The organism is Halorubrum shenae (assembly GCF_051194165.1).
In the GTDB taxonomy this organism is placed as follows: domain Archaea; phylum Halobacteriota; class Halobacteria; order Halobacteriales; family Haloferacaceae; genus Halorubrum.
On sequence record NZ_JBLZNI010000017.1, the window covers coordinates 1 to 15,605 of the forward strand.

8 protein-coding genes and 2 pseudogenes are annotated in these 15,605 nt (G+C 54.9%); 7 read left to right on the plus strand and 3 right to left on the minus strand.

Annotation, left to right across the window (positions count from 1 at the left end):
- Positions 1 to 77: 77 nt before the first annotated feature.
- From ACNS88_RS14870 to gdhB, 3 genes and pseudogenes are all read left to right on the plus strand, one after another.
- A pseudogene (locus tag ACNS88_RS14870) lies at positions 78 to 2,474 on the plus strand (bacterio-opsin activator domain-containing protein); the annotation flags it as partial.
- Positions 2,475 to 2,586: 112 nt separating this feature from the next.
- Entirely contained in the window at positions 2,587 to 2,730 is a 144-nt protein-coding gene (locus tag ACNS88_RS14875) for a rubrerythrin-like domain-containing protein (RefSeq protein ID WP_435099239.1), read from the plus strand.
- Entirely contained in the window at positions 2,727 to 4,034 is a 1,308-nt protein-coding gene (gene gdhB, locus ACNS88_RS14880) for a glutamate dehydrogenase GdhB (protein WP_435099241.1), read from the plus strand. The genes ACNS88_RS14875 and gdhB overlap by 4 nt, the downstream gene beginning before the upstream one ends.
- Positions 4,035 to 4,779: 745 nt before the next feature.
- Here gdhB and ACNS88_RS14885 read toward each other — a convergent pair.
- Positions 4,780 to 8,238 carry an Eco57I restriction-modification methylase domain-containing protein gene (locus ACNS88_RS14885; protein WP_435099243.1) on the minus strand — a complete coding sequence of 1,153 codons (3,459 nt, stop codon included), beginning with the start codon at positions 8,236 to 8,238 and terminating at the stop codon, positions 4,780 to 4,782.
- Between the two features lie 396 nt (positions 8,239 to 8,634).
- On the opposite strand from ACNS88_RS14885, the gene ACNS88_RS14890 reads away from it, so the two are divergent.
- Positions 8,635 to 9,036 (plus strand): hypothetical protein, encoded by a 402-nt coding sequence (locus tag ACNS88_RS14890; protein WP_435099245.1) that lies wholly within the window; start codon positions 8,635 to 8,637, stop codon positions 9,034 to 9,036.
- Positions 9,033 to 10,805 (plus strand): DUF4097 family beta strand repeat-containing protein, encoded by a 1,773-nt coding sequence (locus ACNS88_RS14895; protein ID WP_435099247.1) that lies wholly within the window; start codon positions 9,033 to 9,035, stop codon positions 10,803 to 10,805. The genes ACNS88_RS14890 and ACNS88_RS14895 overlap by 4 nt, the downstream gene beginning before the upstream one ends.
- A 199-nt stretch (positions 10,806 to 11,004) precedes the next feature.
- Here the strand turns inward: ACNS88_RS14895 and ACNS88_RS14900 are convergent.
- Positions 11,005 to 11,325 (minus strand): annotated as a pseudogene (locus ACNS88_RS14900) (IS5/IS1182 family transposase); the annotation flags it as partial.
- Positions 11,326 to 11,421: 96 nt separating this feature from the next.
- On the opposite strand from ACNS88_RS14900, the gene ACNS88_RS14905 reads away from it, so the two are divergent.
- Positions 11,422 to 12,219, plus strand: a complete 798-nt coding sequence (locus ACNS88_RS14905; protein WP_435099249.1) for a recombinase family protein — start codon at positions 11,422 to 11,424, stop codon at positions 12,217 to 12,219.
- A gap of 476 nt (positions 12,220 to 12,695) precedes the next feature.
- Complete coding sequence (locus ACNS88_RS14910; RefSeq protein ID WP_435099251.1) at positions 12,696 to 14,384, plus strand: histidine kinase N-terminal 7TM domain-containing protein; 1,689 nt, start codon at positions 12,696 to 12,698, stop codon at positions 14,382 to 14,384.
- Positions 14,385 to 14,517: 133 nt separating this feature from the next.
- Here the strand turns inward: ACNS88_RS14910 and ACNS88_RS14915 are convergent, their stop codons facing one another.
- Positions 14,518 to 15,510, minus strand: a complete 993-nt coding sequence (locus ACNS88_RS14915) for a response regulator (protein WP_435099308.1) — start codon at positions 15,508 to 15,510, stop codon at positions 14,518 to 14,520.
- Positions 15,511 to 15,605 lie beyond the last annotated feature (95 nt).

Here is a 15,605-nt window from a genome sequence, read left to right on the forward strand (position 1 = left end):
CAAGCAGCGACCGATCTTACAAGAGACGCTCGCTACCGCTACACAACCGAGGTGTGAGTCTTAACTGAAGACGGATGGATGGTGTACTCACCCGTGTGAACGAAACCGCACGGGAGATGATCGATGCAGACGTCGAATCGGTCGTTGGCGAGCCCTTCGAGACGCTTCCGTGGTGGGCAGAGCCCGATGCAACGAACACGGACGTACAACAAATCGTGGAGAACGCACTCGACGGCAAATTCGGCAACGCGGTCGTCACACAGCTGCCACACATCGAGGACTCGCGCGTCATCGATCTCTCCATGCGCCCAGTCAAGAACGAAAGTGGAGAGATCGTTTCAATTGTCGTTGAAGGCGTTGATATCACCGAGCGTGTTGACCTCGAACGTGACCTCCGTCAATCAGAGGAACTCCATCGTGTCACGCTGAACAACATGACTGACACGGTTCTCATCACGAACGAAGACGGCAGGTACACCTACGTCTGTCCCAACGTCCACTTCATCTTCGGCTACACGGCTGATGAGATTCACGAGCAAGGGACAATTGACGACCTCTTGGGTGAGGATCTCTTCGATCGTGCCGAACTCGCGGCTGAGGGAGTACTCAAAAACATTGAGACGACCGCGACTGACAAAGCAGGTCGCGAGCACACACTCCTCGTTAACATCCGCGAAGTCTCTATTCAGGACGGAAGCCTCCTATTCAGCTGTCGAGATATCACGAAACGCAAGCAGCGCGAGGAAGCACTCGCAACGCTCCATGAGACGGCCCGTGATTTCCTCTACGCCGAGACCCACCAAGAAATTGCCCAGCATATCGTCGACGATACACCGAGTGTACTAAATCTGGATGCGAGTGCGGTCTACCTCTTTGATACCGATACCAGCAATCTCCGTCCCGCAGCGCACTCGGCCACAATAAAAGAATTCAACGGACCGCTCCCCACCGTTCATGCCGACGGAGAAACGCTTCCGAGTTACAGTTTTGTCGAGGACGAAGCGTTGTTTTTCGACGATGTCCACGAGACAGAGCGACTCGAAAACCGGGCGACTGACCTTCGCAGTGCAGCCTACATTCCACTTGGCAACCACGGTGTATTCATCGTTGGTTCAGACCACGTTGGCGTCTTCGACGACGTGACCCGAGAGCTGGCCGATCTGCTCGCCGCAACCGCTGAGGCGGCCCTGGACCGTATTACACGAGAGTCCCAACTTCGTGAACAAGATCGCACACTCCAGCAGCAAAACGAACAGCTCACCGCTCTGAACCGAATCAATGAGACGATTCGTGAGATCGATCAAGCAGTCGTACAAGCCGAAACGCGGGATGAGATTGATCAGACAGTCTGTGAACTGTTGACTGCCGATGATCGGTTCAGGTTCGCCTGGATAGGCACGGTTGACCCGGCGACCGACACCATCGAGCCACGGGCCTGGGCAGGCACCGAGCAGGGATATTTGGATAGTCAGTCATTTGCTGTCGACGTGGGAAATACAGAGCCAGCTGGACAAACCACGGCCACCGGCGACGTGACGATGGTCTCGAACGTCGCTGCCGGGATCCGTGACGAACTATGGCGCAAAGACGCCGTCGCTCGCGACTACCTATCTGTATTGAGCATTCCTCTCGTATACAACGACCTCACGCACGGCGTCCTGACGGTCTACGCGCCGACCCAAGATGCGTTCGACGACACGACGAAGGCCGTCCTAGCCGAACTCGGCGAAACAATTGCGTCTGCTCTCAGTGCGATCGAGCGGAAGAATGCACTCCTCACGACATCGATGACGCGTGTCGAGTTCAGCATCGATGATCCGGCATTCGTCCTCTCACGGCTTGCGAAGGACGCCGAGTGTACTCTCTCGTATCAGGGAGGAGTCCAGCAATCCACAGAGGGAAGTTACGTATTCGTCAGCGTTGAAGACGCATCGCTCGAGGACGTCGTAGAAGCCGCCTCACAGCTGGTTGCTATCGGTGATGTCCAGACGATCAGTACCGAGGGTGAAGGCGGCGTTCTACGACTCCGGCTTACACAGCCGTTTCTCGCCTTAGAACTGGCCGATCACGGCGCCGTGTTTCGCGGAGCGACGGCTGATCCGACCACGACGACGCTCATCATCGATATCCCGGACAGTATCGACGTCCGAACGATCACGCAACTCGTGCGCGAGACGTTCTCCACTGTCGAACTCCGTGCCAAACAGACCCTCGATCAGACCGCTGCACACGATCTCTATTCGAGGTTCCTCGACAAGCTAACCGAGCGACAACTCGAGGTGATCCAAACCGCATACTACAGCGGGTATTTCGAGTCGCCACGCGAGAGCACCGGAGAAGACGTTGCAGCGACGTTAGGGATTTCTCCGCCTGCCTTCTATACACACGCTCGGACCGTCCAACGCAAACTGTTTGCGACGCTTTTTGAAGAGAACAACCTCCCTATCGCTGCTTCTACTAAGATAATTGAATAACAAACCACGAGTTTTTGAGATGGTTTGTTATTCAACACCCCAATATTCCCTTATACACTTATTATCCGTATGTAGAGTGCCCTGGTCTGGTGCTGGCACTCGTGAACTCACCATGAAAGATATCGACCCTGAAACAGACGAAGAAGCCACGTACGAGTGTTTTGAGTGTGGGAAAATCATCATCGCAGAGACAGCCCCCGGACAGTGTCCCGACTGTAGTGGAGCGATGCGAAACCGTCAAATCCCGCTCGAATGACCGTGACCTCCAAAACTGATAGTACCCGCGACGAGTCAGGCGACGAGGCGGAACCGTCGACCGAGTCGGAATCCGCGCTCGAAACGGCCCGTCGCCAGCTGTACCACGCTGCCGACCACCTCGACCTTGATCAGAACGTCGTCGAGCGTCTCAAACATCCGACAAAGGTTCACGAGGTGACGGTCCCCATCGAGCGGGACGACGGAACCGTCGAGATGTTCACGGGCTATCGAGCCCAACACGACAGCGTCAGAGGTCCGTACAAAGGTGGGCTTCGGTACCACCCACGCGTCACCAGAGACGAGTGTGTCGGACTCGGTATGTGGATGACCTGGAAATGCGCCGTTATGGACCTGCCCTTCGGCGGGGCCAAAGGCGGCGTCGCTGTCAATCCAAAGGACCTGAGTTCGGACGAAAAGGAGCGGCTCACTCGTCGGTTCGCGCAGGAACTTCGCGATGCCATCGGCCCCAATCGGGATATTCCAGCCCCCGACATGGGAACGGATCCACAAACCATGGCGTGGTTGATGGACGCGTATTCGATGCAGGAAGGTGAGACGACACCGGGTGTCGTCACCGGTAAACCTCCGATCGTTGGCGGCAGTGAGGGGCGAGAAGAAGCCCCTGGTCGAAGTGTCGCGATCATCACGCAGTTAGTCTGTGAGTACAACGATCGAGAACTCACGGACACGACCGTCGCAGTCCAGGGCTACGGGAGCGTTGGGGCGAATGCCGCACGATTGCTCGACGAGTGGGGCGCGACCGTCGTCGCGATCAGTGACGTGAACGGAGCGATGTATGACCCGGAGGGAATCGATACGGCATCCGTCCCGTCTCACGACGAGGAACCGGAAGCGGTCACCACGTATGCGGACACCGTAATCTCGAACGACGAGTTGCTTACACTCGACGTCGACGTACTCATTCCAGCAGCACTGGGGAATGTGATCACCGAAGAGAATGCGGAGGCGGTCGCTGCAGACATGGTTGTCGAAGGCGCGAATGGTCCGACAACCTCGACGGCCGATTCGATCCTCGCAGAGCGAGATATCGCGGTGATTCCCGATATTCTCGCCAACGCGGGCGGCGTTACGGTGAGCTATTTCGAGTGGCTCCAGGACATTAATCGACGGTCCTGGTCGCTCGAACGGGTGAACGACGAACTCGAAACGGAGATGCAGGCCGCCTGGCAGGCCGTCCAGACAGAGTTCGAACACCGAGACGTCACCTGGCGAGATGCAGCCTACATCGTGGCACTCACACGTATTGCTGAGGCCCACGAGGCGCGAGGCCTCTGGCCCTAATTCAATTCAAATATGACTGACACCGACAGTCAGTGCTGTATGAGAACTCTATACTGACCGATTCATCCCAGCCACAATTGGTTGAATCTTCGTGACCGATATGCGCTGTGCATTCAGCATAGCCTCTCCAAATTATCAGCATCTAAGGATTTCAACAGAGCCACTACGGTCCATGTCGACTGTGACGAGTGTTCTAGAGGAATTGATAAAGAGCAAGACAGCTGATCACCCGCCGAAATCGGGTGGCTCTAGTAGCTGCTCAACACCGTCGTAATTCCTTATGTAACTCTTGCTTCCCGGTGTTATCTGTATGTTACATAAGGAATTGATCTCGGACGTCGTATGAACGAAACTGAAAAACGACCGTTGTGGGTTTGTCGTGCTACCGAGTGGGAGGAATTAGCGCAATAATCACGAGCAACATCTCATCCGCACTCATTATGGGTCAAAATAGAACAAATTCTTTTCAGTAAGAGAATATTGGATGTGATTTCCATCGTATCTGATATCAACAACAGCACGCTACCCACGGGGCTATCGAGTACAAAGATGAGCCCGACTACGACATGCTCCGCGAAAGACTGGGTCGCTAGTTGGGGGTGAGTGGTGGTTTTTATACCGACATGTTGAAAAATCTTCTCAGAGTGCCGCTGGACGCGAGCTGGTCCGGAGATCTCCTATCGCGAATTAGGCCTTACAAACAGCGTGATTCAGACGATCGCGATTTTAAGAAGAAATTGCGTAGCTAATCTGTTTCAGCAACAATCGGACTATAGGTGAGATCTTCATCGCCACTCCCTGCCCGAGCACTCCCCTCACCGAGGTCAGTAAGATAGTTCTGTGTGTACGCAACCTGTTTGTCCGTCAGGTTGTATAACTCACCCGTGAGCACATCGACGTCGTCGATGATCGGCCGGAGTGCCGTCATCCGGAAGCTCGATCCACTAAACCCGTCCTTCATCCGGGACCAAAGCGTGTCTGCGAGTTCGATAATCTCGTCTTCGTACTCCTCAACCACAGATTCATCGGGCCATGGGAACGCCGAGAGTTGCGTCCAATTGTGGTGATGTTGATTGCCGTACGTCATCCAATAGACGTAGTACAGCGAGGAGTTCAGCACTAAGAACGCCGTCTTCTGCTCCAACTCCGAATCGAAGAACACCGGCTCAACTTCACGTGCCTCATATAGCTCTTCCATCATCGGGTTGATCCAGTATCCCGCTCCCTCGCGCCGCCATACAGGGTACTCGTCCTCTCCGGTTGGGTCCTGTTCGTACTTGTCCTCGAAGATGGTGTGCGAGTAGTCTTTCAGCTGTAACAAGATGCTGCTCTTCATGTCACCGCCAATCTTCGGGAGCAGCGGGCCACCAGAACCGTCACCACCGATCCGGTCTCGGAGGATCAAGCCATCAACCGGGCTATATTCAAGATTCTCGAAGCGGTGCTGTCTGTTGTCTCGGTTGAACACGGTGAAGTCGCTCGTGTGGATGGTCCCTGGCGTATCTGTGTTCTTCTGTCCCGAAAGGAGCGCAACACGGACCAGGGCGTTCTCGAAGACACCGACCCGTCCCCACATTCCGAAACAGGCCACACGCGCAGGGGCGAGCGTAGACCGGAGCAGATCGTGGAACTCCTCAAGTGACGACTGATAGATCAGCCGGAGCGTCGTGACGTTCCCGAAGTAGCCATGCTCGGCTGTCAATTGCAGCTGTCGTTCGACGAACGGCGCCGAGACATCGTTGACTGACCCGGTGAGGTACGGTGCGGTGAACATCTCCTCATTCTGGTTGAGGATGTCGCCGTAGGGCGGGTTGCCGATGACAATATCAAACTCGATCTCGGGGTGCATCCCGTTGGCTTCCTCCAGCGGGAGCAGCTCGGGGAACTCGATGTCCCAGTGTAACGGCTTCCCCGTGATGTGATCGAGGTCGTACCGTGTCGGCTGCCGCTCGACGACGTCGAAGACGAATCCGGCGTCAAGGAGCCGGCGGAGGTCGTCGGCGATGTCTTGGTGTTCCGCGAGTTCGCCACGTGCGCCACCGGCTTCTTGGATGCGCTCCCCGACATCGAGTGTCGCGCTCTTGTTCGTGTCCCGCCACTCTTGCCACTCGAACCGGGCCTCAGCAAGCAGTTCCTTGTCTTCTTCAGAGAGTGCGATTGTGTCGCCGTCTTCATCCCACCGCTGAGCTTTCACAGACTGTATGGTCGGGTGGAACTCTCCATCCGGGATCGACGCAACGAGGGCATCGAACTCTTCAACGCCGGTCACCTCCGACTCAAACGTGTGAGTTAGGTTTCGGAGGAACTTCTCATCACGGTCCCTACGAATCCGCTGTTCGAGTTCCATCACCTCCTGGCGCGTGCCCTTGTTCTCGAACTTGTAGGCACGCCGCTTTTTGGCGAGTGTTGGGAGTCGCTCGTCGATAGCTCCGAACTGTGTCTGTACATCTCCTCTGACCGGGAAGCCAACGAGGGAGTTCCCGGCGACGATATTCACATCGATGTTGGGGAGCCGTCCGAACTCCTCGTTCCAACTGTTGCCCTCGATGATCTTCAGCCAGATGCGAAGCTTTGCGATCTCGACGGCGACGTCGTCAACGTCGACGCCGTAGATGGCGTGTAGTGCGAGCCCCTGCTTCGCGTCGTATCGCTTCTGGGGCGACGGCTCTTCGCCGCCGTTGAGCCCACGGAGGAGCGAGAGCTGTACCTGGTGGAGCTCTTCCATCGCTGTCGTTAGGAAGTGTCCAGAGCCGCAGGCTGGGTCGAGGATGGTTAGGTCTGTGAGCCGGTCCAGCACGTCCTCTAGCGCACTCGGATTCGCACCGTACATCGCTGCGCCGTCTTCGACGTGCCGCAGGATCTCACTGAGATCTGTCTGCTCAATCTGGGTGCGGACGTACTCCTCGGCATCGTCGTCAGAGTGCTCGACAAACGCCTTGACGAAGAGATCCTTCACCTTCGGATCAACTGTCTGCTCGGAGAGGTGGCGCGTCACGTCGTTGGGTGTGTAGTACGCGCCGATCTCTTTCTGGCGTCCTTCTTCACCGCCGATGTGGTTGATCGTCTTCTCGAACACGCTCCCGAGGATCGCCGGATCGAAGTTCTGTCCGCTCATCTCCAACCGGTGCCCCTCGATGAGGTCCTCGATGACGGTGGGAAGTGTCCGGTCCACGAGGTTGTACTGCGACTCGTTCGGGACGTTCTCACGGAAGAGCCCGCCGTTCAGGTACGGTACATCTGCGTACCGGCCGGTTCGGAGTTTTGGACGGCGCTCGCCTTCGTCTGTATTGAACAGATCGTAGAACAGCGGCTTGATATACGCCTCGTAGAGCGTTCCGGGGATGGACTCGGCATTGTCCTCGTAGTCTCGAACCAATGTCCGCAGGAAGCCTTCTGGGAGGACGTCGCGCGTTTCGAGGAACTTGATGAACAGCAGGCGATTCATCAATGTGACGGCAAACAGGTCCTGGTCCTCCTCGGTTGCTGTCGGTGGGGCCTGGATGTCATCACGGAGGCATGTGTCGTACTCGTGTTCGTCGCTTTCGCCGAACAACAGCTCGATGTATAGCTCGTAGAACTGCTCGACATCCGCGGTCCGGGTGTCGCGGAATTCCTTTGGGGCGGTCTGGGTTAGGAGCGTGTGTAGACCCTCTGGATTAAACACCGAGACGAACGTCTCCAGCGTCTCCTCAATATCGACATCATCTACACTACCAGACCCCAAGTACCCGAGGTCACGGGCGACAGCGTTGATGACAGGTCGGAGGTCCAAACGCTCTACCTCACTGAATTCGAGGAAGTCACCTCCGTGCTCGGCACGGTAGACTACCCACTCGAATCCATCAGTAGCGATCCCGTAGTCGGGCCAGGCCTTGTTTGAGAGATAGTCGCCAACGAGTTCCTGTTCAGCGCGGTCGATCTTATTCGGAGACTTATTCTCCCCGATGACAACGAAATCACCACCGCGCTCAACCAGACGGAAGTCAGGGGCTTCCCGTTGGGTCGTGCCAGCAGCCGAACGTTGGCTGGCGGGACGGCCAGGTTCACGGTTCAGTCCGACGGCCTCGAGCAACGGCCAGATGAGATTCCCTTCAATCCACTCTTCGGGCTGGTTGCTTAGCGCGTCGATCGTGAGCGTTTCCTCGCCTGCGAGAACTCGTTCAACCAGGTGGGCGTCGGAAACGGTAGTGCCGAGGCTGTCCACGAAGTTCTCAAGTACTTCTCGCAACCGGCCTGGCTGGGTAGAATCGGGGGACATAGGAGTACTAAATCAATCGGATGACTTTGTGAACACACTCCTCCCAAGTTTACCTTCCGGTCGATGAGAGTGGCTACGAAAAGACACAGGTACAAATCGGATAAGGGCGGCGTTGGACCGGCGTGCATATACTCTGAAGACCTTATAGCCTATTCGCGTTCTTTCCGCTGGTCCCGACTATCTCTCAGCGGTGGCTTACTCACCCTAGTGGCCACATATCTTGGACGGTCGAACCACATGTCGTGATAGGGGCCGCAAGCCCGAAATCTGGTACTGTAGCTGATTATCATGAACGTCAAATCTCAGTACCAGATTTAAATGCTTAGCAAATAGTGACTTAGTATGGCTGGAGTTCAAGCAATCTTTCTTGCTATCTGTTTCCCAGTTCTTGCGATAGGACTCCACGAACTGACCCACCTAGCAGTCGCCCGGATTGCCTGCCCGCTTTCGATTGAACAGACCTCATGGGTCCCGTTCCGACTTCGTCTTGATTTTGAGAGACTGCCGGCAAAAGACACACTCCGGATGATTGCACTTGCCCCTCTATTTGTCGGCGGCGTGGCTGCTGCCATCGCTATTCAAACCGGTATTTGGCAACAGATTAAAATCGTCGATCCGTACTATCTCCATCATCTTATGATAGCGTACTGGTTCCTCTATATCATTCCCAGCCCTGCAGATATTCGACTAGCCATCTGGCCGTCGGTAGAAAACACACAGCGTGTTCAGGTGAACCCACAATGAGTGGACACTTAACCAACACATCAGGAATAGACGACAATCGTGCTGTCGCGCCAGTCATCGGGGTCGTTATTCTGTTTGGGTTTCTGATCCTTGCGCTCTCACTGTACCAGGTAGAAATTGTTCCACAGCAGAACGCGGAGACAGAGTTCCAACACTCCGGAGAGGTCCGTAACGATCTTGTTGAGCTCAGAGCGGCCATTCTACAAGCTGGTAGTATTGACCAGCCACAGTATCAGACGGTTCAGCTGGGTACTGCCTATTCAACCCGCACGTTCACAATAAATCCACCCTCACCAGCTGGAACCATACGAACGACGGACCCATATCCGATCACGATCTCGAACAATAGTGGCACACCTGAAGGGACGATAACGATTCCAACGCGATTTATTGAGTATCAGCCAGGGTACAACGAGCTTGATCGCTCTTCAACGTGGTATGACGCATCCGTGCTCTACCTTGATGCTCGTGACGATGGGGGTGGAATTGCGGTGATTGAAGATCAAGCCCTCGTTGATAACGGTGAGGTACAGATTACGGCTCTACAGAACGATTTTCGCCGAAGCGGGACCGGCCAAGTTACTCTTGAACTCCGCCCAGCTGAGAGTGTCACTAGTGAAATTCCAGAAGGTGATCTCACTGTCACTGTCCCGACGCGGTTGAGCGATGACGAGTACTGGAGCGGGACTGATATTCCAAACAATGAGTACAGTATTACGGACGACACAAACGACGATGGCGTCTACAACCTGACGCTTGATACAACCACCAGCAACCTGACTGTGGATACAGTTGGCGTACAGGAGGCGCCTGAAGATCCGACTCAGAACGATGCTGCGCGCATCGGTGGCAGTAGGAGTGGCGACAACAACGATGGCAGCACCAGTGATCCACTCCCAGCTGACGCTGTCGCGTTTAATGATCGAAATGGAGACGGTCTGTATAACAACAATGAACCAACCTACACCGAATCAGAAGCGGCACAGTTGGATGACCCCGTTGACTTAGTCATCAAAAAAGATATCATCAGTAATAAAATCGATATTGGAACCAAATCAGTACAATTGAAAGATGGTGCAAGACTGGAGACTACCAACGAACTGAAACTTGATGTCAGTGATGAAATCGACTTACAAGCTGGCACAGTTGATAGCGAAAATAAAATAACGCTGAAATCCAACAGCGGCGGGATTAACGCTCAAGAGACAATCTTAGAGAGCAAGAAGGAGATGAAAATAACCGCTAGCGGTGACGTCGGTCTTACTGGCGCCACTGTGGACAGCGATAACAAAATCACGGTAACAGCGTCGGGTGTTTTCACTGCCCAAGACGCAACCTTAGAGAGCAAGAAAGAGATGAAAATAACCGCTAGCGGGGACGTTGACCTTACCGGCGCGACTGCGGACAGCAGTGACAAGATCACAGTGACAGCGTCGGGTGCTGTCAACGCTCAAGATACAACGCTAGGAAGCGATAAAGAGATGAAAATAACCGCCAACGGTGGCGATGTTGATCTCAGCGGTAGCACAACGATAAGCAATAAAATAACACTCACTTCCTCCGCTGACATTGACCTGCGAAACACGGAAATTCAAGCACAGAATATCGATGCCTCGCCTGCGTCGTCGGGGACCCTGTTCGTCAATGATAATGGAGGCACTCGTGCGGATGGAGGCACCTACATTGAGAAGAAAAACGGGCAGGCCAATGATATCTCACTACAACAGGGGACGGTGGACGGAACACCTGAGAAGGGGGGTATCAAGTGATTGCTTCGGGTGAGATACGGCTGTCAGGCCTAGTGAACTCGTGACCGTCCTCCACAGAGCCTTACCGATATAACAAGACGTCAGAGACCGTCGACAAAGTATGCGAGAAATGTCCGAAAATTTGATCCGTTTTCAGCATCGACGCCGATGATCTCCCCAGCCGGTGGCTCCAAATATTGAACAAGGCCCACTTAGTGTCCTTTCGTGTGAGCTCTTGGAACTCGCTATGCCAGCTCCAAGAGCGAATCTCGTCGGCTTCATCCTTCAGTATGAAAAATACTGTCTCACTCATTGACCGCTAATTGGCGACATCGCCGTCAATTCTAGCGTTGTGTGCCTTTTTGAGTGCGTTTTGTTCACAGTGTTTGACCGCTGATCACGTTGACGCATCATGACAGGCTTCACGGAGGTCGTTCCACGCGTACACCCTGTCAGCCAGCAACTCCCGCAAGTCTTCGGCGTTGCGCCGAAAGACCCGTAGCCCAATATACTCGTTATATGCTTCCTCCTTCGTGAAATTTCAACTGTGATGGTTAGTGTGTCGAGAAGGTAGTGCTAACAGACGACCACGAAAAGGGGGTTATTGTTATATACACACCCGGCCGAAACGGAAAGTGTGACCCACGTCGCGTTGTATGCCCGCGTCTCGACCGACCGGCAAGACCACGAGCGACAGATCCGCGAGCTTGAGGAGTTTGTCGGCAAGGAGTATCCTGACGCAAGCGTCGAGCGGTTCGCCGATATTATTTCCGGGACTGATGACGAGGGTGGTGTAGAGTATCACCGTCTCCGTGAAGCGATCGCTGATGGGGAAGTCGACGTCGTCGTTGTTCATGAGTTATCTCGACTCTCCCGACTCGGTGGTGGCGAGATCCACAACTTCCTACAATTTGCCCTTGAGAACGAGACGAGCGTCCGAGACCTCGAGGTCGGTCTTGAGCTTGATGTCGACGACAGTATGGTCGATCAGGCGGTCACGCAAATGATTGCCGGGCTCATGGGCGACCTCGCTCGGATTGAACAGACACAGAAGGTTCGCCGAATCCAGTCGGGGATCGACGCTGCTCGAGAAGCCGGTAAGTGGACCGGTCGGCCGCCGACGGGGTTTGAGGTTGTCGACGGACATCTCCGGGTCGACCCAGAGGAGTACCTCCGGGTACGCGCCGGCATGGAGCGAGTCGCCAGTGGTGAATCACTTGCCGACGTCGCCGATGACGTTGGTGTCGCTGCGAGCACGCTCCGAGAGCTGTATAACGACCGCGCGGAGCTATATCTCCGTGGCGAGGCTGACGACGATCGCGTTGACACCGCCCTTGAGGATGTTCGCCCACTGAGTGAGCCCGCTGCTGAGCCTGACGAGGATCTCAACGAGCGGCTCAAGCAGCTCGAACAGAAGGTCGAGAATCTTGACTGAACACAATCCACAGTAGTGATCCATCTAGAGATTTGTTAGTAGATCTGTACAGAATATCGAGGATAACTGGTCTCTGGAATTTCTGTCAGTTTCAAATGATGTTTGGACCGGCGTGCTGAATGTAGCGCGCGTCTCAGTCAACAAGCGGTTCATCAGTTGTCCCGTGGAGAACAGCACATTCAATCACGGAGTATCCGCCCCCTCAAAGAACCCCGTAGTCATGGTTGAGTGTGATAACCGTAACCTCAGATCGCTTATGGGTACAAGCAGACTCCCCGCATAGTACCGCCAGATATTAACCACGAGTTGCCCCGATAATCAGCACACGATTAACCACAAAAGTGACTTGACAAATCTGGTTACAGTATATTTCTCGCTATTTGCGGTGCGACCGCACCTAATTGTTGCTAAGCGTATAACTGTATACCAATGTATGAATAAATAATTATTTTACACTACATTGAAACAGATACGTAATGGAAGCCGTACGGCTGGCGTATGTCGGTGGGTTCGGCCTCGCTGCTATGGCCTGCTTTCTGAGCATGCGTCGCGTGTCCCGAGTCACCGACCCGGACACACAGCGCGGTCTCGGTGCATTGTTAGGATTGGGCGGAGGCTGGGCGGTTGCTCACATCGGTCGGCTCCTCCCGATCTCGCCGACCGCACAGGTAGCGTTCTATCTCGTTGGACTCGTTGTCGGACTCGCAACCATTGGGGCGTGGCTGTATTTTGCCTCTGCTTATACCGGTCACGACTACCACCGCCGACCGCGGATCCGCCGAGCAGCGCTCAGTCTCTACCTTGGTATTAGCCTGATCAAAATCACTAATCCACTCCACGGGATGTACTTCGACACTACGACGACGACACAACCGTTCGCCCACGTAGTGATCGAACTGGGCACAATTCACTGGGTTGTGACTGGGCTCTCGTATGCACTCGCGTCGATTGGGTTCTACCTTGTGTATGAGATGCTCGACGAGTCAAAGTCTGACACTCGCGTACTTGGGGCGCTCGTGGCAACGACCTCGATACCCATCATCTTCTATGTGATCAGCCTCACGGATTCTACCGGACTGATTACGCTTCACTATGAGCCCCTCGGAGTTGCCGTGTTTGCGGTCGGTGTGCTCTACGTGGTTGAAGATCAGTTCATCGCAATCCCGCGCTTCTGGCGAAGACAAATCATTGACGACATTGACGAAGCGGTGGTCGTGATCGACGACCTCGGGCATATCCGAGACTACAATCAGCGAGCAATTGAGATGTTTCCCGAGCTATATGAGTGTGAGGGCACACCGCTGAGCGAGACTTTGCCGGAGTTAGCGCGAGTATCAGAGCGTGAAGACGGAATTATGACTATTGGGCAGGACGATAAGGACACTGAACGGTATTTTCACCTCACCGCCACATCTCTAACGCAGGCCGATCTCGAAGTCGGGCAGGCAATCGTCTGTACAGACGTGACTAATGTCGAGCGCCAGCGCAGACAGCTCAAGCGCAAGAACGAACAACTTGAGTGTCAGAACGAACAACTTGACGACTTTGCTGAGGCGATGACACACGAGCTACGGAACACACTGGCAATCGCGGAGGGGTACGTTGAGATGATTGCGACACAACGGACAGAAACAAGTACCAGACTGAATGACGACACCGTCGGGACGATCAAGAAAGCGCACGAGCGGATGGAGTGTATTGTCACCGACTTAGCGAGGTTGGCCCGGCGTGCACAGACGATTGATGAGATCGAGGAATGTTCGCTTAGTGAGGTAGTCGAGGCCGCGCACAATCATATCCATTCGGATGGACTGTCTATCTGTCTTGACGAGGATACGACGCTCCGGGTAAATCGTGCACTGCTGACGGAGTTGCATTTAACCGCTGGCCGATTTGCTGATCTGAACAACGCGACCGATCTAAAGGTAGGTATTGATCAAGAGATGATCACCATTACGACAGACGGTGATCCGATACCAGCAGAGATGGTTGACAATGTGTTCGCCTACGGTGAGGCGACGCCATCCGCGGAGACTGGGATGCTGTTTCCGACGATGGAGGCGATTGCGAGCAGCCACGGCTGGACAGTCGATATTGACCCGACGTACCAGGACGGAGTCCTGATCGAGATTGGCGGTGTTGAGATGTGTTCCTCTGCTGCATAGAGTCTTTGTATCTCGCACGCCGACTCTATCAGCTCTTAAATATTTCAACAGAGCCTGCTTTGTATGGATCACCAACTACCCGAAATTCTTTCGTCCTCGCCAGAGGAGAATATCAAGTCGATCGGACCGCCGGTCACCGGACAGCCTTCTCGATCCGTTCGATGAGGGTTTCGTACTGTTTCGGGCCGACATCCTTCTCAACGTAGTCAGTCACGTCGTCGAGGATCGCCTGCTTGGCTACCTCCTCGCTGCCCCGTCCAGTGTACAAAATAAAGGGAAGCGTCGGATGGCGGTCTCGGACAGCGTTGAGAAACTCGATGCCGTTCATACCCGGCATCTTGTAGTCGCTGACGATACAGTCGATTTGCTCGGCTCGAGGGACTTCAGAGAGGTGTTCGAGCGCTGTGAGAGGGCTCGCCGCTTCGGTTATGGAGAGCCGGTCTGACTGTTCGTTCAAGAAGACGCGGGTCATCTCGAGGCTTTGTTCGTCATCGTCGACGACTAGTACCTCGATGGGACCGCTTCCGTCCGACACCGACCCGAGCTCATCGACCGCGAGCAGGTCAGCGCGGAGGTACCGGCCGAAGAGGTTCAACAGGCGAAACGATGGAAACTGAACGCTGATCCGTTCGGCCCGGTCCGGCGCGTTCAGATACAAGACGACTGCCGGCGCATCGGCTCCCGAGAGACTGAACCGAGCGACGTCGTCCCGGTCAACGGTGATCCGATCGCCGCCATCTGTCGGTTCGAGTCGTATCGCTGTGGCTGAGACAGCGAGCCGACAGGATCGTCTGTCGTCAGCTTGGTCGTCCGCGCGTCGGTGGGAGACAGACACCTGCACGTCGACGAGCAGTTGTTTAAAAAGCAGACGCTGGAACTTCACGAGCGTCGCAGCGTCGGCCTGCATGGCGAGTGTCTCGCGTCGGTTTCCGCTGTCGAACGCCAGGGTGACAGTCTCCGTCGAGTCAGCGGCGGCGGCCATCGAGACGTCCCGTACAATATCGAAAACCTCGTTGATGTCGATCCGGCGCGCTACGTCCCCGGTCTGGACGCGAACCTGTGTAGGCGTCATCGCAATACGCCCACGGCTCGGCGCACTGCTCGTCGACCGGCTGAGGTCGACCATGGCACTGAACTCGGCAGTGATCGGATCTGTCAACGCTCGTTTTTTGACAGAATAATCTATAAACCTTTGTCAACATTTTATTGGAATGATACTTT

Excerpts from the sequence above, each read along its gene's own strand:
- ACNS88_RS14875 (WP_435099239.1), top strand. The coding sequence starts at position 2,587 with ATGAAAGATATCGACCCTGAAACAGACGAAGAAGCCACGTACGAGTGT.
- gdhB (WP_435099241.1), top strand. The coding sequence starts at position 2,727 with ATGACCGTGACCTCCAAAACTGATAGTACCCGCGACGAGTCAGGCGAC.
- ACNS88_RS14890 (WP_435099245.1), top strand. The coding sequence starts at position 8,635 with ATGGCTGGAGTTCAAGCAATCTTTCTTGCTATCTGTTTCCCAGTTCTT.
- ACNS88_RS14895 (WP_435099247.1), top strand. The coding sequence starts at position 9,033 with ATGAGTGGACACTTAACCAACACATCAGGAATAGACGACAATCGTGCT.
- ACNS88_RS14910 (WP_435099251.1), top strand. The coding sequence starts at position 12,696 with ATGGAAGCCGTACGGCTGGCGTATGTCGGTGGGTTCGGCCTCGCTGCT.
- ACNS88_RS14915 (WP_435099308.1), bottom strand. The coding sequence starts at position 15,510 with ATGGTCGACCTCAGCCGGTCGACGAGCAGTGCGCCGAGCCGTGGGCGT.